16 protein-coding genes are annotated in these 16,772 nt (G+C 68.6%); 8 read left to right on the top strand and 8 right to left on the bottom strand.

What is annotated here, in order from left to right; translation table 11 throughout:
• Positions 1-11 precede the first annotated feature (11 nt).
• From BM109_RS00630 to BM109_RS00595, 8 genes are all read left to right on the top strand, one after another.
• Entirely contained in the window at positions 12-833 is an 822-nt protein-coding gene (locus BM109_RS00630; RefSeq protein WP_093339581.1) for an Imm49 family immunity protein, read from the top strand.
• A 121-nt stretch (positions 834-954) separates the two neighbouring features.
• Positions 955-1,563, top strand: a complete 609-nt coding sequence (locus BM109_RS00625) for a hypothetical protein (protein WP_093339579.1) — start codon at positions 955-957, stop codon at positions 1,561-1,563.
• Positions 1,564-1,574: 11 nt separating this feature from the next.
• Positions 1,575-3,314 carry a ShlB/FhaC/HecB family hemolysin secretion/activation protein gene (locus BM109_RS00620; RefSeq protein ID WP_093341184.1) on the top strand — a complete coding sequence of 580 codons (1,740 nt, stop codon included), beginning with the start codon at positions 1,575-1,577 and terminating at the stop codon, positions 3,312-3,314.
• A 60-nt stretch (positions 3,315-3,374) separates the two neighbouring features.
• Positions 3,375-4,214, top strand: a complete 840-nt coding sequence (locus BM109_RS00615; protein ID WP_093339576.1) for an AraC family transcriptional regulator — start codon at positions 3,375-3,377, stop codon at positions 4,212-4,214.
• Positions 4,215-4,303: 89 nt separating this feature from the next.
• Positions 4,304-5,200: a DMT family transporter gene (locus BM109_RS00610; RefSeq protein ID WP_093339574.1), complete on the top strand. Its 897-nt coding sequence runs from the start codon at positions 4,304-4,306 to the stop codon at positions 5,198-5,200.
• A gap of 24 nt (positions 5,201-5,224) precedes the next feature.
• On the top strand, positions 5,225-5,950 hold the full coding sequence (locus tag BM109_RS00605) for an alanyl-tRNA editing protein (RefSeq protein ID WP_093339571.1): 726 nt from the start codon (positions 5,225-5,227) through the stop codon (positions 5,948-5,950).
• 7 nt (positions 5,951-5,957) lie between these two features.
• The gene (gene argE, locus BM109_RS00600; RefSeq protein ID WP_093339568.1) at positions 5,958-7,094 is read left to right on the top strand and encodes an acetylornithine deacetylase; all 1,137 of its coding nucleotides are present in this window, start codon (positions 5,958-5,960) and stop codon (positions 7,092-7,094) included.
• A gap of 55 nt (positions 7,095-7,149) precedes the next feature.
• Positions 7,150-7,800 (top strand): DNA-3-methyladenine glycosylase I, encoded by a 651-nt coding sequence (locus BM109_RS00595; RefSeq protein ID WP_093339566.1) that lies wholly within the window; start codon positions 7,150-7,152, stop codon positions 7,798-7,800.
• 19 nt (positions 7,801-7,819) lie between these two features.
• On the opposite strand, the gene BM109_RS00590 is transcribed toward BM109_RS00595, so the two are convergent.
• The 8 genes from BM109_RS00590 to BM109_RS00555 form a co-directional block, all read right to left on the bottom strand.
• Positions 7,820-9,598: a tannase/feruloyl esterase family alpha/beta hydrolase gene (locus BM109_RS00590; RefSeq protein ID WP_256222236.1), complete on the bottom strand. Its 1,779-nt coding sequence runs from the start codon at positions 9,596-9,598 to the stop codon at positions 7,820-7,822.
• Positions 9,599-9,735: 137 nt separating this feature from the next.
• Positions 9,736-10,638, bottom strand: coding sequence for an SDR family NAD(P)-dependent oxidoreductase (locus tag BM109_RS00585; RefSeq protein ID WP_093339563.1), 903 nt, complete (start codon positions 10,636-10,638; stop codon positions 9,736-9,738).
• Positions 10,639-10,678: 40 nt separating this feature from the next.
• Positions 10,679-11,620: a 3,5-dioxohexanoate:acetyl-CoA acetone transferase gene (locus BM109_RS00580; RefSeq protein WP_093339561.1), complete on the bottom strand. Its 942-nt coding sequence runs from the start codon at positions 11,618-11,620 to the stop codon at positions 10,679-10,681.
• Between the two features lie 38 nt (positions 11,621-11,658).
• Positions 11,659-12,378, bottom strand: coding sequence for an ABC transporter ATP-binding protein (locus BM109_RS00575; protein ID WP_093339559.1), 720 nt, complete (start codon positions 12,376-12,378; stop codon positions 11,659-11,661).
• The gene (locus BM109_RS00570; protein ID WP_093339557.1) at positions 12,375-13,130 is read right to left on the bottom strand and encodes an ABC transporter ATP-binding protein; all 756 of its coding nucleotides are present in this window, start codon (positions 13,128-13,130) and stop codon (positions 12,375-12,377) included. Before BM109_RS00570 ends, BM109_RS00575 begins: the two co-directional genes overlap by 4 nt.
• Positions 13,127-14,419, bottom strand: a complete 1,293-nt coding sequence (locus BM109_RS00565; RefSeq protein WP_093339555.1) for a branched-chain amino acid ABC transporter permease — start codon at positions 14,417-14,419, stop codon at positions 13,127-13,129. Before BM109_RS00565 ends, BM109_RS00570 begins: the two co-directional genes overlap by 4 nt.
• 17 nt (positions 14,420-14,436) lie before the next feature.
• Complete coding sequence (locus tag BM109_RS00560) at positions 14,437-15,378, bottom strand: branched-chain amino acid ABC transporter permease (RefSeq protein WP_093339552.1); 942 nt, start codon at positions 15,376-15,378, stop codon at positions 14,437-14,439.
• 116 nt (positions 15,379-15,494) lie between these two features.
• Positions 15,495-16,760 (bottom strand): branched-chain amino acid ABC transporter substrate-binding protein, encoded by a 1,266-nt coding sequence (locus BM109_RS00555; protein WP_093339548.1) that lies wholly within the window; start codon positions 16,758-16,760, stop codon positions 15,495-15,497.
• Positions 16,761-16,772: the final 12 nt, after the last annotated feature.

Raw genomic sequence — 16,772 nt, 5'->3', positions numbered from 1 at the left:
GATTCTATTCAATGAGTGAAAATTACCAACAGGCCGTGAGTGATGGATTGGAGCATGCGCGTGGGCATGCTGCAGATTTTTTTAATTTTGACAAAAAATTTCATCCTCTTTTTCTTATTGAAGAAGGACGGGGAAATCGTGATGGCTGTATGAGACATTTGGAAAGCATTCATACGGCTCGGGCGATGGTTGATTGGTTTGGTGGGCACGATATTTTTTCATTCAAGCAAGACTGCTACGTCGCCAGCAGACTTCAATACATTCGAAAAAAAGAGGCCAATGAGTTCGGAGTATTGTGGGAGCAAGATTTTTTTACTGTTTTGATGAGCGATCATGCTCCTCTGATAAATTTCTGGGCGAGCTTTAAGGTAAGGAGCCAGCAAGCAATCAAAGAGGTAAGCGATCTCCGAAAGCACTTCTTTCGCCACTACCAGATGACATTGGCATTGCGAGGTGAGTGGGAGGAGTTGGGTCGTCGTGCGCAGGAACAGCTCGATGCACAGCCAGCCGGACTCAAACGATTCATGGTCGATCAGCGGTTTTATCTAGCACTGGCTCGGGGTGATAAAGCTGGCATTGAAGAAGCCTTGGCCGACCTGACTTCGCCCAAAATGGCAAAGGTGCGCAACAAGCAATTGGAATTTGGCTATACCCATTTTTTCATCGGTACGCACGCAACGATGTACGCCAAGATCGCCTGGAGAGCCGGGTACGAGGTCGAAGTCGACACGCCTTACATCCCGAAGGAGTGGTTGCCGATCCAGCCGTTGGCGAAGTACGAGGAACCGTACGCCTTCATGCGCGCGTACGACGCCGACTTGCCCACTGTCTGAGCGATTCTGCGACGGTGCCCGATGCCACGAAAGGCAGTCAAAGGCACCACGGCCCATCCCGGCGTCATGACGGCCTAAGGCTACGTGACACCGGAAATCTTGGAAATTCGGGAGTAAAACAATGAGCTATTCAGGGAGCTTTCTCTTCGTCACGATGCCCGCAGCCTTCCTGCTGGCTTCCTGCACCTATTCGCAGATCAACCCGCAAGCCGCGCTGGAAGATATCCGCGCCAACGACGGTTACTACGAACTGAAAAGCGTCGAGCCCGGCAGCACGAAGCTTGTCTTGCGCACACCCGGTGTCGCTGCCGCATCGGCCGCGGCCCAGTACGCAGTCAGCACCGCCGAGGCGCCTTGCGAGGGCTTCCAGCACTTGGGCGCCGCGGCGAGTGCGGGCCACGGCGTCGTCTATCCGTGGATCGCGCGGGCCACGCGCGTGGGCTCGGGAGCCGAGCCCTTCCTGGTTCACGAGGCGACGCCAGGGCAGCCGATCCAGGTTCGCGGCATCGGTAAATGGAGCACGGGCGGCGCGAACATCGCCTTTCAGCACGGCAGTTGCGGACCGGAGGTCGTGCGCTTCACGCCTCAGGCGGACCGCGCCTACGCGGTGGAGTTCATCTGGGGCAAGGGCATGTCCTGCCGCCTCGCGGTGATGGACGCGACGGACCCCGATGCGCCTCAACCGGTGGCGTCCAGGCCCGTCCCCGGTTGCCCGGCACCCGCGCGCTGAGCGCCGTCGCCATGAAGAAGCATCTGTCGGCGGCGGTGGCCGCCACCTTGCCCTTGCTCGCTTCCGCGCAGCTCGCTGCCACGCCGCAACCCTTCGTCGAGCAGCAGCGTCAGCAGGAGCGTGAACGCGCCCTGCGCGAGCAGAACGAACGCAGCGTTGACCAGCGTTCGCAGGCGGCTCCTCCAGCGCCCACGCAACGCATCCCCGAGGCCGAGGCTCCGTGTTTTCGCATCGATCGTGTGCTGCTGGCGGGCGAGCAGTCCGAACGCTTCCAGTGGGCCATCGCCGACCTGTCCGGCCCCGAGGACAACGACTCGCCGCTGGGCCGCTGCCTCGGCACGGCCGGCGTCAACGTCGTGCTCGCGCGCGCGCAGCGGGCCGTCATCGCGCGCGGCTTCGTCACCAGCCGTGTGCTGGCCGCGCCGCAAGACCTCTCCACCGGCACCCTGACGCTGTCGCTCGTGCCCGGCCGCATCGCCGCCATCCGCCTCGCACCGGATTCCTCGCCGACTCTGCTCGGCGGGGGCGCCCTGCTGGCCACCGCGATCCCTGTGCGCGTTGGCGAGCTGCTGAACCTGCGCGACATCGAGCAGGGGCTCGAGAACCTCAAGCGCGCGCCCACCGCCGAGGCCGACATCCAGATTGAGCCTTCCGCCGCTTCCGATGCCAGGCCCGGCGACAGCGACCTCGTCGTCAAGTACGTCCAGTCGAGGATATGGCGCCTGAGCTTCAACCTCGACGACAGCGGCACCGAGGCCACGGGCCGCAACCAGGCCGGTGTCACCTTGTCGCTGGACAACCCCCTGGGACTCAACGATCTCTTCTACCTCAACGCCAACCACAGCATCAACGGCCACTTCCTTTCGGAGCCGCGCTACGGCACCGAAGGCCAGACGGTGCACTACTCGCTGCCCCATGGCTATTGGATGCTGGCCTTCACGGCCTCCAACAGCCAGTACCACCAGACCGTGGCCGGCCTGAGCCAGGACTACATCTACGCCGGCAAGACCAACAACGCCGAGATCAAGCTCTCGCGCCTGATCTACCGCGACCAGCAGCGCAAGACCACGCTGGCGATCAAGGGCTGGCGCCGCGAGTCGCGCAACTTCGTCGACGACACCGAGGTCGAGGTGCAGCACCGCGTGGTGGGCGGCTGGGAGGCCAGCCTGAACCACAAGGAGTTCATCGGCGAGGCGACACTCGACGGTACGCTGGCCTACAAGCGCGGCACCGGCGGCTTCGGCTCGCGCACCGCGCCGGAGGAGGAGTTCGGCGAAGGCACCTCGCGGCTGAAGCTCTACACGGCCGAGATCGGCCTCGGCGCTCCGTTCAAGCTCGGCGAACAGAGGCTGCGCTATTCGGGCCTGGTGCGCGCCCAATGGAATCGCACGCCGCTGACGCCGCAGGATCGCTTCGCGATCGGCGGGCGCTACACGGTGCGCGGTTTCGACGGAGAGACCAGCCTGATGGGCGAGCGCGGCTGGCTCATCCGCAATGACATCGGCTGGGCCATCCCCTGGGGCGGCGGCCCGAGCGGCGTTGAACTCTACGCGGGCATGGACTACGGTCATGTGGGCGGACGCTCGACCGTCGATCTCCTGGGCCGCAGCCTGGCGGGCGCGGTCGTCGGCGTGCGCGGCCAGTGGGCCCGGCTGAGCTACGACTTCTTCGCCGGCGCGCCCATCCGCAAGCCGCAGGGCTATCGCACCGCCAAGGTGGCGCTGGGGTTCAATCTCAACGCCAGCTTCTGATGCCGGGCCGTGGGCTCGCGTCTCGACTTTCTTCGCCGGAGGTGATCGAATCTCGCGCAGATGGCCAAGCTCGATCCGCTGAACACCTCGCGCTACTGGCATGCCCCCGACCTGCCGGGCATGGACCTGCTGCACGCGGACTTCAGGACCCACGAGTACGCACCGCATGTGCACTACTCCTTCGTGATCGCGGTCACCGAGGCCGGCGGTTCGGAGTTCACGAGCCGGGGCCGCACCGGCGTCGCGCAGCCGCGCTCGCTGCTGGTCTTCAATCCGGCCGAGCCGCATTCGGGGCGCATGGCGGGCAGCGAGCGCTGGCGCTATCGCTCCTTCTATCTGGCCGATGCGGGCATCAGGCACCTGATGAACTCGCTGGGTCTGGACCAGACTCGCTACTTCGCATCGAACACCATCGACGATCGGCAGCTCGCCGACAGCTTCCTCGCGCTGCACCAGGCCTTCGACGGCGACGGCCTGCCCGGTGATTCGCTGCGCCGGCAGGAGTTGTTCGTGCAGGGCTTCGGCACGCTGTTCGAGCGCCATGCCCTTGCCGGGCAGCGCGCGCTGCCGATGCCCGGAGGCGCAGGCGTTCTCGCGCCGGTGCTCGAACTGCTGCACGACGCCTACGCCGAGAACCTGAACCTCGAGCGGATGGCGGCCGTTGCCGACCTCACGCCGTTCCAGCTGATCGGTGCCTTCAACCGCACGATCGGCCTCACGCCCCATGCGTACCTCACGCAGTTGCGGATCCGGGCCGCCATCGGCCATCTCGCGGCGGGCCGGCCGCTGACCGATGCGGCGATCGCGAGCGGCTTCTACGACCAGAGCGCGCTGACGCGGCACTTCAAGCGCACCTTCGGCATGACGCCGTTGCAGTACGTGCGCGCGCGCAAGGGCTGAGCGCTCCTCGCAATTTTCGCCAATACGCCGGCGCGAACGCCGGCCAGGATGCGTGCCACGGCTTCGGCCTTTCCGCCACGGCACGCTCCATGACCACGACCCTCGCGCTTCCCGCCGCCACGCGCGGCCAGTTCCTCTCCTTTGCCGCGCTGCTGTTCGGCGCGGCCGCGCTGGCGCTGGGCGGCGTGTTCCTACGCCACAGCGAGCTGCAGCCCACGGCCAGCGCGGTCTACCGCGTGGCGCTCGCGATCCCGGTCTTCTTCCTGCTCGATGCACTGGCGGCGCGCGCCGAACCCGCGCCCCGGGCCGTGGCGGCGTTTCCGGTCAAGCTGGTGCTGGTCGGCTTCATCTTCTCGGGCAACCTCGCGCTCTACCACTGGTCGATGACCCTGACCACGCTGGCCAATGCGAACCTGCTCGCGAACCTTGCGCCGATCTTCGTGGTGCTCGGGGCGCGGCTCTTCCTCGGCAAGAAATTCAGGCGCGGCTTTCTCGCCGGCATGCTGTGCGCGCTGGCCGGCGCCTTCCTCCTGATCGGCCACCGGCTCGACTTCGGCTCGGGCCGCATGGCCGGCAACCTGCTGGGCCTGTTGTCGGCGGTGTTCTATGGCAGCTACCTGCTCGCGGTCAGCCTCGTGCGCTCCAACCACCGCACCATGAGCGTGATGGCCTGGAGCAGTCTCGGCACGCTGGTCGTGCTGCTGCCGGTCGCGTTGCTGCGCGGCGAATCGCTGCTGCCGCACACGCTGCATGGCGTGCTGATGCTGCTCGCGCTGGCGCTGGTGTCGCACGTGGGCGGGCAAGGCCTGATCGCCTATGCGCTGGCCAAGCTGCCCGCGGCGCTGTCCTCGATCACGCTGCTGGTGCAGCCCGTGATCGCGACGGTGCTCGGTGGCTGGCTGTTCCACGAGTACCTGAGCCTCACCGAGTTCGCCGGCGGCGCGATCATCCTGATCGGCATCGTGACCGCGCGGCGGTTTTCCTAGTCCCTCCGTCAGACCGAAGATCCGATGTCACCCTATCTCTGCCATCTAGACCCCGATTGCCTGCGCTTCGAAGCGGGCGTGATCGCGCGCCGCCCCAACGCCGTGTTGCTCGACCGCTCGTATTTCTACCCGGGCGGTGGCGGCCAACTGAGCGACCGCGGCACGCTGCAATGGAAGGGCCGCGAATTGCGCGTGGAGCGCATCGAGACGGAAGGCGCCAACGCCTGGCACTACCTGGCCGAAGGCGAGGCCGCGCCCGAGTCCGGCGAGCGTGTCGTTGCGAACGTCGACTCCGCGTTCCGCTTCCTGATGAGCCAGCTGCACACGGGCCTGCACATCCTCAATGCGCTGGTCTACCAGCGCTTCGAGGGCTCGCTGGTGACCGGCGTGCAGATGGCGGCCGACGGCACGGCGCGCATCGACTTCGACCTGCCCGCGGCCGACAACAACGCGCTGCGCGCGCTCGAACCCGAACTCAACACGCTGATCGGCGACGGCCTGCCGGTCAACGTGCTGTACCTCGATGCGGCCGCACTCGCGCGCGAGCCCGGCCTGCTGCGCAGCCGCTCGGTCGCGCCGCCGCGCCAGGACGACGGCATGACGCGTATCATCGAGATCGCGGGCCTCGACCGGCAGGCCTGCGGCGGCACCCACCTGACGAAGACCTCGCAGTCGGCGCCGCTGCGCATCCTGAAGATCGAGAACAAGGGGCAGCACAACCGGCGCATCCGCATCGGCCTGGCCGGATAGGGCCGGCATGACCACGGTCGAGATCCTGCGCGCGCTGGTCGCCTTCGACACCACCTCGCAGCGCTCCAACCTCGACCTGATCGACTGGGTGGCCGACTACCTCGCGGCCCACGGCGCGGATGTGCACCTCGTGCGCAGCGACGATGGCCGCAAGGCCAACCTGCTCGCGCGCATCGGTCCCGATGCGGCGGGCGGCATGGTGTTGTCGGGGCACAGCGACGTGGTGCCGGTGGCGGGACAGTCGTGGCGCTCCGAGCCCTTCGCGCTGGTCGAGCGCGAGGGCCGCTTCCATGGCCGTGGTGCGGCGGACATGAAGGGCTTCATCGCGGCCTGCCTGTCGGCCGTGCCCGCATGGCAGCGCGACAGGTTGAAGCGCCCGATCCATCTCGCGTTCTCGTACGACGAGGAGATCGGCTGCCTCGGCGTGCCGCGCCTCGTCGACAGCCTCAAGGCGCGCGTGCAGGCGCCCGCGCTCGCGATCGTCGGCGAGCCCACCGGCATGCGCATCGGCGTGCGGCACCGCGGCTTCTTCGGCCATCGCGCGCTGTTCAGCGGGCTGGCCGCGCATTCGAGCGATCCCTCGCTCGGCGCCAGCGCGATCGAACCCGCGGCGCATCTGGTCACGCGTCTGGCGCGGCTGCGCCGCAGCCTCGATCGGCAAGGGCAGCGGGCCACGCTCAATGTCGGGCGCATCGATGGCGGCAGCGCGATCAACATCGTGCCCGGTTGCTGCGAGGTGCTGTGGGAATTCCGCCCCGAGGACGAAGCCGCGGCCGAGCGCGTGCGCACTGCGGTGCACCGCATCCTCGCGGCCCTGCCCGCGGGCGTGAAGGTCGAGGCCGAGCAGGTCGCGGGCGTGCCCGCGTTGTCGGCGCGGGGCAACGAGCCAGCGGTCTCGATCGCGCGCACGCTCGGCGCGCTGTGGCCCGAAGCCGAATTGCCCTTCGCCACCGAGGCGGGCTTCTTCCAGCAGGCCGGCATTCCGACGGTGGTGTGCGGGCCGGGCTTCATCGCGCAGGCGCATCAGCCCGACGAATGGATCGCGGCGGACCAGTTGCGCGCGGCCGATGGCTTCATGGCCTCGGTGGGGGCGTGGGCGATGCGCGACGTGGCCGGGCGGTTGCACGCGAGCCGGCGTGAATAGAAAGACCGGAACCGGCGAGGCACGCGCGAGCGCACTTCGCGAGAATGCCACCCCCATGGACCTCGCACCCGATGCCTCTCCCGCCGCCGACGACGGCCTGATCCAGTCCGCCGACGGCCAGCGCCATTGCGCCTGGCACCCGCAGATGCCCGACTACCACGCCCACGAATGGGGCCGCCCGGTCGGCGACGACCGCGCGCTGTTCGAGAAGATCTGCCTCGAGGGCTTCCAGTCGGGCATGGCCTGGATCACCATCCTGCGCAAGCGCGAGGCCTTCCGCGCGGCCTTCGCCAACTTCGAGATCGACGAGGTGGCGGCCTTCGGCGAGAAGGACATCGAGCGGTTGATGGCCGATGCCGGCATCGTGCGCAACCGCGCGAAGATCGTCTCGGCGATCAACAACGCGAAGCGCGCGCAGGAACTGATCGCCGAGGCCGGCTCGCTGGGCGCCTGGTTCTGGCGCTTCGAGCCCGCCCCGAAGGATCGGCCGGCCGTGGTCGACATCGCTTACTACCGCGCCAACCCGACCACGCCGGCGTCGCAACGCATGTCGAAGGAATTGAAGCAGCGCGGCTGGAGCTATGTCGGCCCGACTACGCTCTATGCGCTCATGCAGGCGATGGGGCTGGTCAACGACCATATCGAGGGTTGCGCCTGCCGCGCGGCGGTGGAGGCGGCGCGCGAGCGCTTCGTGCGCCCGCGCTGAGCCGCCGCCTGTCAGCGCCTCAGTTCACGCACTGGAACGACCCCGCCAGATTGACGTCCCCCGACCCCTTGTACTGCGGCCACTTCGGGTAGTCGCACAGCGGCCGCGTGCGCCCCGGCACGCCGGCGGTGTCGGTCGTGACCTGGTTGCTCGGCGCGGTGCCCTTCTCGACCCAGCCCTCGAGCGCGGTCAGCGAGTCCCAGGTGGCGTTGAACACGCTGCTGACCGCATGGCCCAGGCCCGCGACCTCGTAGTAGCGCACGAAGCCGTCGACCTCCGACGGGCCCCAGCGCGACTGCAGGCGCTGGTAGTACTGCTCGGTGGCGCGCGTGCTCACGAGCACGTCGGCCAGGCCGTGGGCGAGCAGCAGCTTGCCGCCGCGTGCCTTGAAGGCCGAGATGTCGGTGCTGGCGTCGAGCTGGGTGCTCAGCGCGCTGATGCGGCTGGCCCAGGGGCCTGGGTCCTCGGGGTCGAGCGAGAGCGAATCGAAACTCGCGTCGCGCGTCACCGAGTACTTGATCCACTGGTCGGTCAGCACGCTGATGTAGGGCGCGTTGGCCGGCATCGGGCGCGTGGGCTGCGCGCTGCCGAAGGCCAGGAAGGTCACGGTGGGCTCGAGCGGCGAGGTCCAGGTGCTGATGCCGGGATCGGCGCCCCAGATGTTGTAGCCCGGGTACTGGGTCTCGCCGCTGGCGAGCGCGAAGCGGAAGTTGGTCGCGGTGTTGATGCTCTTCATGGCCGCGATCTGCGCATCCGACAGGCAGCTGTTGCCGGTGTCGGCGCCGCCCGCGCAGCGCACGGGCGCGCCCTTGAGCATGGCGGTGGCCGGATCGAAGCGCGCGTTGCACAGGGTCTGGTTGCTGATCAGGCCGTCGGCCACGCCGTCGAGCGCGTCGCAGGCCTCCATGGCGGCGTTGTAGAGCAGCTCGCGCTTGGCGGCATTGGGATAGGCACCGGGCTGCGCCAGCGCGCGGCTCATGCGGTGGCCGCCGAGCAGCGCGGCGGCGTCGTTCCAGGCCGGGTACCAAGCGATGGCGCCGTCCCAGTCGGCGGGCCAGCGCTGGATGGCGGTGACGGCCTCGCGCCCGCCGGTGGAGCCACCCGCGAAGTACGACTTCGAGGGGCTGGCCGCGTAGCGTGCCTGGACGATCGCGAGCGCCGCGTCGTGCGTTTTCTTGAGCGCATCGCCGCCGAAGTTGCGCACGGCCTCGTCGTTGAGGCCGAAGCGGCCGTCCTGCGAGCCGAGCGCATTGGCCTGGTGGCCCGAGTCGCTCGCGAAGGTGGCATAGCCGCGGGCCAGCGGCACGGGCTGGTCGACCGGGCCGTTGGGCACGTTGCCCTTGACGCTGGGAATGCTGCCGTTGAAGCCGCCGCCGCCGAACATCACGACCTTGCGGTTCCAGCTCGTGGGCAGGGCCACGGTGAAGCGGATGTCGGGCGCGCTGGCGTCGACCGGCGAGATCTTGCCCGACACCTCGCAGTACTCGGGCAGCGCGGCCACGCCGGTGCCGGCGGCCGGCACGGTCTTGGTGGCCGTGACGGTGGCGCCCGAGGTCGGCAGGCCGATGGCCGCGGCCGGTACGCTGAGGCCCGGCAGCTGCTCGCAGCTCAGCGCGGCGCTCGATGGCGGTGGAGCGGGTGGCGGGGGCGGCGGTGGTGGGGGCGCGGGCGGCGGGTTGCCCGAGATGGGCAGCAGGAAGCCGTTGCCGCCACCGCCTCCGCCGCAGCCCACGAGCGTGGCGCTGACGGCGATGCAGGCGGCGACGGCCAGGACGATGTCGCGATGGCTGGATGTCATGGGTCTCCGATGTCGTTGGTTTTGGGACGCGGCACAGTCTCTCGCGCACGGGTCCCGAATCCAATGTGCGGGCCGGACACAGCAGGCCGCGTTCCTGTGTGTGCGGCCCATGCCGCGTAAACCCTGAGCAGGCGCCCTCAGTGCGGCAGCGGCACCTCGAAGCCGGCCTTCGAAAGCTCCCACTGGTACTGCTCGAAGCCCGTGCCCGGCACGCGCTCGTCGCGGCGGTCGCGGATCTCGTCCATGCGCGCGGCGACCTCGGCCGCGGTATCGGCGCTGCCGTCGATGAAGATGCCGCGCGTCATCGTGAGGTGGGCGCTCTCGAAGCTGCCCGCGCCCGCGAGCAGGATGGTGCGCGTGGGCGCGTCCTCGCCCACCAGCGCGACCAGGCCGGGGCTCACGTAGTCGGGCTGCAGCCGCGCCAGCGCCTCGGGCGGCAGCACGCCCTCGGTCATGGCGGTGGCGGCGGTGGGCGCGAGGCAGTTCACGCGGATGTCCTGCCGCACGCCCTCGAGCGCGAGCGTTTGCATCAGCCCGACCAGCGCCATCTTGGCCGCGCTGTAGTTCGACTGGCCGAAGTTGCCGTACAGGCCCGAGGAAGAGGTGGTCATCACGATGCGGCCATAGCGCTGCGCGCGCATCGTCTCCCACACGGCCTTCACGGCATGTACGCTGCCCATCAGATGCACGTCCATCACGCGGCGGAAGTCCTCGAGCGTCATCTTCGAGAAGCTCCTGTCGCGCAGCACGCCGGCGTTGTTGACGAGGATGTCGACGCGGCCCCATTCGGCCACGGCGCGCGCGGCCATCGTCTCCATGGCCGCGAAGTCGGTGACGTCGCCGCCGTCCGCGATGGCGCTGCCGCCCGCGCGCACGATCTCGTCGGCCACGGCGCGGCCCGGCGATCCTTCATGCGCGCCGGCCACGTCGTTGACCACCACGCGCGCACCGTGGCGTGCGAGCGCCAGCGCATGGGCGCGGCCGAGGCCGCTGCCCGCGCCGGTGACGATGGCCACGCGGCCGTCCAGTGTCTTGTTCATTGCTGTTCCCGATGAATGAAGAAAAAAAGAGGAGCGGGGCTCAGAACGCGACCGCGTCCCTGCCCTTGAGGCCCAGCATCGCGCGCGCCTCGTCGGGGCTCGCGATCTCGAGCGAGAGCTCCTCGAGGATCCGGCGGATCTTGCGCACCTGCTCGGCGCAGGACTTCGCGAGCTGGCCGCGGGCGAGGTAGAGGCTGTCCTCGAGGCCCACGCGCACGTTGCCGCCCATCACCGCGCCCATGGTCAAGAGCGGCATCTGGTGGCGGCCCGCGCCGAGGATCGAGAAGCGGTAGCCGTCGCGGCCGAACAGCCGGTCGGCGGTGGCGCGCATGGTCACGAGGTTCTCGGGATCGGGCCCGAGGCCGCCGAGGATGCCGTAGATGCTCTGGATGAACAGCGGGCCCTTGACGAGGCCCTCGTCGACGAAGTGCGCGAGGTTGTAGAGATGGCCGACGTCGTAGCACTCGAATTCGAAGCGCGTGCCGCAGTCCTCGCCGAGCACCTGCAGGATGTGCTTGATGTCGCGGAAGGTGTTGCGGAAGATCAGGTCCTCCATGCCCTCGACATAGGGCTGCTCCCAGTCGTGCTTCCACTCCGGGATGCGCCGCGCCGCCGTGTGGATCGAGAAGTTCATCGAGCCCATGTTGAGCGAGCACATCTCGGGCTTGGCCTGCAGCGGGTAGGCCAGCCGCTCGGCCAGCGTCATGCGCGTGCTGCCGCCGGTGGTGATGTTGATCACCGCGTCGGTCGCGGCCTTGATGCGCGGCACGAACTGGTCGAAGACCTTGGGATCGGCCGAAGGGCGGCCGTCGACGGGATCGCGCGCGTGCAGGTGGAGGATCGCCGCGCCGGCCTCGGCCGCTGCTATCGCCTGCTCGGCGATCTGGTCGGGCGTGAGCGGCAGGTGCTCGGACATGCTCGGCGTATGGACCGAGCCGGTGACCGCGCAGGAAATGATGACCTTGTCTTGGGTGCTTGCCATGGGATGTGTGGAAGGGATGAAGGATGGGGGGGGCCGCGTCAGACCGCGAGCCACTCCGAGACGAGTTGCTGGTCGGCCTTGAGCGCCTGCGGCGTGCCCTCGAACACGATGCGGCCGTGGCCCATCACGCAGACCCGGGTCGAGACCTTGAGCGCGATCGCGAGCTTCTGCTCGACCAGCACCACCGACAGCCCCTTGCGGTGCATGTCGACGATGCATTCGCCGACCTGGGCCACGATCTTGGGCGCCAGGCCCTCGGTGGGCTCGTCGATCAGCATCAGGAGCGGATTGCCCAGCAGCGAGCGGCACATGGTCAGCATCTGCTGCTCGCCGCCCGACATGCTGCCGGCCTTGGTGTTGCGGCGCTCCTTGAGGCGCGGGAAGTAGTCGAACATCTGCTCGACGGTCCAGCGGTGCGCGCCGGGCACGGCGCGCTGCTCGCCCATGCGCAGGTTCTCGTCGACCGTGAGGTTGGCGAACACCTCGCGCTCCTCGGGCACGTAGCCGATGCCGGCGCGGCACACGGCATAGGGCCGCGCGCCGGCCAGCTCGCGTTCGCGCAGCCGGATGCTGCCCGCGGATGGCGGCACCAGGCCCATGATGGCCTTCATGGTGGTGGAGCGGCCCGAGCCGTTGCGCCCGAGCAGGCTGATGACCTCGTTGCGCCCGACGCGCAGGTCGACGCCGTGCAGCACGTGGCTCTTGCCGTAGTGGACGTGGAGGTCCTCGACGCTCAGCAGCGTGTCGGTCGTGCTCATGCCGCCACCTCCTCGCCGAGATAGGCCTCTTTCACGCTGGCATTGGCGCGGATCTCCTGCGGCGTGCCGGTGGCGATCACCTGGCCGTAGACCAGCACGCTGATGCGGTCGCTCAGCGAGAACACCACGTCCATGTCGTGCTCCACGATCATCAGCGCGCGGCCCTTCGTGACCTCGCGGATCAGCTCGGCCGTGTAGTGCGTCTCCTCGGTCGACATGCCGGCCATCGGCTCGTCGAGCAGGATCACCTTGGGGTCCGAGGCCAGCGTCATCGCGATCTCGAGCGAGCGCTGTTCCGAATAGGCCATCTCGCCTGCGATCGTCGCGGCACGCGCGTTCAATCGCACCAGCTCGAGCAGCCGCTCGGTCTCCTCGCGGATGGCGCGGTCGCGGTCGATGAAGCGCCAGAAGACGTACTGCAGCCCATGGCGGCGCATGACCGCGAGGCGGATGTTCTCGAACACGGTGAGCTTGGGAAAGATGTTGGTGATCTGGAACGAGCGCGCGAGCCCGAGCCGGTTGATGGCCTGCGGCGTGCGCCCGGCGATCGACTGGCCGTCGAAGTGGATGCTGCCGGCCGTGGGCGCGAGCTGGCCCGAGATCAGGTGGAACAGCGTGGACTTGCCCGCGCCGTTGGGGCCGATCAGCGCATGGCGCTCGGCGTCCAGCAGGTCGAGGTCGACGCCGCGCATGATCTCGGTGGGGCCGAAGGACTTGCGCAGGCCGCGGATGCTCAAAATCGGGTCGTTCATGAGGCGCCTCCGGTGCGCTCGGTGAGGGACGCGGCCTGCGCCGCGAGGGGAGCGTCGGCTTCGCGCTGGGCCAGGGTTCGCAGCCGTTGCCGCGCGAAGCGCGCGAGCAGCCCGCCGACGGCGAGCAGCGCGATCGGCACGGCCCAGGTCGCGAACGACAGCGGCAGCCAGGCGCGGCCCAGGAACTGGATCGGCGGCCAGCCGCCACCCGGTTGCAGGTTGGCGAGCGAGCGGTAGTCCTGCGAGAAGGCGCGCTGCAGCATCTCGATCGCGAAGGCGCCGCCGAAGCTCAGCAGCAGCGCCGCGCCCACCGACAGCGCCACCACCGGCAGCAGCCGGGCCAGGCCGAAGCGCTGGCGCAGCCGCGCGGTGGTGCCCACCAGGCCCGCGAGGCCGGCGGGCATGAACATCATCACCAGCACGAAGAGGATGCCCTGGTAGAGCAGCCACGAGCGCGTGAGGTCCGACACGGCGTAGCCGAAGAAGGTCATGAGCGCGGCGCCCAGCGCCGGGCCCAGGAACACCTGCACGCCGCCGATGTAGGTGTTGAGCACCACCGCGGCCGACAGCGCGGGATCGAACACCACGTAGTTCGCCGATTCGTTCGACACCACCTGCAGCCCGCCCGCGATGCCCGAGAACATGGCCGAGACCGCGAACACCAGCACGCCGAGGCCGTGCACGTTGTAGCCCAGGAAGCGCAGCCGGTGGCTGTTCTCGCGCAGGCCGCAGGTCAGCCGGCCCAGCGGCGTGCGGGTGTAGAGGTAGAGCAGCGCGAGCGACAGCAGCACCCAGCCCAGCGTGAGGTAGTAGACCTCGGTGGTCGTGCCGAAGCCGAAGCCCCAGGCCGGCATGCGCATGGTCGACACGCCGGCCTCGCCGCCGAACAGGCCCTTGAGGTGCGGCGCCAGCGAATGGATCAGCTCGGCGATGGCCAGCGTGATCATCGCGAAGTAGGTGCCGCTGCGCTGGGTGGCGAACCAGCCCGCGATGCCGCCGATGGCCAGGCCGCAGACCGCGCCCGCCAGCGGCATCAGCGGCGTGGGCAGCAGGCCGGCGCCGCCGAGCGCGTTCATCGCATGCACGGTGCCGAAGGCGCCGACGCCGAAGTAGGCCGCATGGCCGAAGGACAGCATGCCGGCCTGGCCGCACAGCAGGTTGTAGGCGCTCGCGAACAGCGCGGCGATCAGCATCTGGATGGCCGCGTTGAGCAGCCCCTGCGACAGCAGGAAGGGCAGGGCCAGCAGCAGCGCGACGCCGGCGGCGAGCAGGGAGAGGGAGGTCTTCATCGTTTCGGCCCTCCCGCTCAGTTCTTCTCGCCCATCAGCCCGCTCGGCCGCACCAGCAGGATCAGCAGCATCAGCGCGAACGGAATGGTGGCCGACAGGCTCGAGAGCTTGAGCGTCATCAGCCCGCCGACGCCGCGCGCCCAGTCGCCCGCGCCGACCAGCGCGAACAGGTCGGCCAGGCTGCGGTCGATCCCCACGGCCAACGAGGTGATGACGCCGATCAGCAGCGAGGCCAGCATCGCGCCGCCCAGCGAGCCGAGGCCGCCGACCACCACCACCACGAACACCATCACGCCGAGCTCGAGCGCCATGTTGGGGTTGGTGGTGTAGAAGGCACCGGCCACCGCGCCCGCCAGGCCCGCGAGGCCGGCGCCGACGCCGAACACGCCCATGAACACCAGCGGCACGTTGTGGCCCAGCGCCTCGGCCATGCGCGGCTTGTAGATCGCCGAGCGCACCACGATGCCGACGCGGGTGCGCGTGAGCAGCAGGTAGATGGCCACGAACATCGCGATCGCGATGCCGCCCATCAGCAGGCGGTAGGCCGGGTACTGGGCGCCGCCGATGGCGAAGGCCGGCACGTCGAGCGTGGGCGGGATGCGGTAGTCGACCGGGAAGTTGCCGAAGAACAGTTTGATGGTCTCGGCGATGATGAACGACAGGCCGAAGGTCAGCAGCAGCTCGTGCGCATGGCCGTGGTGGTGCACGCGGCGCAGGAAGAAGCGCTCGACCACCACGCCGATCAGGCCGACCAGGATCGGCGCGGCGATGACCGCGGCCCAGAAGCCGATGGTGCCCTGCAGCGTGTAGGCGAGGTAGGCGCCCAGCATGTAGAACGAGGCATGCGCGAAATTGAGCACGCCCATCATTCCGAAGATGAGCGTGAGGCCGGCCGACACCATGAACAGCAGCAGTCCGTAGACGATGCCGTTCATGAGCGAGACGATGAGCTGGTCCATGGTTGTCCTTGCGAGCAGCCGAGGCTGCGCCGGCGGGACGCGCGCGTCCCGCCGGTGAGGGGATTCGGGGAACGGGGCCGCGTGGCGCGGCCCCGGAGAGAGGAGCGCGCGGGCGCTCAGCCTGGGCGCTTCATCGCGCAGCTCGACTGCGCGGGCGTCGAGGCTTCCTCGGCCGTGAAGCGCTTCACCGGCTTAAAGCCCATGTCGGTGTCGTCGGCCTTGTAGCGCGCGTCCTTGGTCACGGTCGACACCACCATCGGCAGCAGCGCCTGGTGGTCGGCCGCGCGCATGCTCATCTCGCCCATCGGAGTCTTGATCTTCGCGGTCTCGATCGCGCGTGCCAGCGCATTGACGTTGAGCGCGCCGTTCTCTGGCTTGGTGCGCTTGAGCGCATCGGCCACCATCGCCATGCCGAACACGGTCTGCGGCTCGATGAAGGCCGGCGCGTGGCCGGTCTTGGCCTTGTAGTCGGCCACGAAGCGCTCGCCCTCGGCACCGGCGGCCTCGGCGTTGAAGGTGTGGGCCACGAAATGGCCGACCGCGAGATCGCCCGCGTTCGCGATGTTGCCGGGCTGATCGAGGAAGACCGTGCCGAAGCGCACCTTGAGGCCGGCCGACTTCGAGGCCTTCATCAGCAGCAGCAGGTCGTTCGACCAGTTGCCGGTGAGCACCGAGTCGGCCTTGGCGGCGCTGATCTTCGCTACGTAGGGCGCGAAGTCCTGCACCTTGTTGACGTCGTGCAGGGTCTTCTCCACCACCTGGTAGCCGCCGGCCGATGCGTTGTCGACGATGGCGCGCTCCATGTCCTGGCCCCAGGAGTAGTTCTGGTTGATCGAATAGACGCGGGTGCCGAGCGCGTTGGCCTGCTTCATCGCGCTGACCAGGGCCTTGGTGCGGATCTGCGCGTCGCCGCTGAAGCGGAAGTGGTGGAAGTTGCACTTCTCGCCCGTGAGCTCCAGCGCCTCGGCGCCCACGTTGATGTAGATCATCTCCTTGCCGGGATTGCGCAGGTTGTACTTGCGCACGTCCTCGGTGATCTGGCCGCCGATGGCCGAGGAGGCACCCTGCACGATCAGGTGCACGCCGTCGGCCGCGGCCGCCTTGAGCTTGTCGGCCGCGCCCGCGGGACCGCCCTGGTTGTCGTACTCGAGCAGCTGCACCGGCTCGCCGTTCCAGCCGCCGGCCGCGTTGATCTGGTCGATCGCGAAGCGCACGGCCGTGCGGTAGGCCTGGCCGGACGAGGCCTGCGGGCCCGACAGCGTCTCGAGCACGCCGATCTTCACGGGCGCGGCCGAAGCACCGGCCGACAGCAGGGCCAGCGAACAGGCCAGGGCCGACGCGGCGGCGTTGAACGAGAGGGGGAAGGGGGCGGATCTGCGCATTGATGTCTCCAT

The organism is Variovorax sp. PDC80, assembly GCF_900115375.1.
Classification (GTDB): Bacteria; Pseudomonadota; Gammaproteobacteria; order Burkholderiales; family Burkholderiaceae_C; genus Variovorax.
Note: the sequence above shows the minus strand (reverse complement) of the source record. Positions and strands in the feature narration are given on the sequence as shown.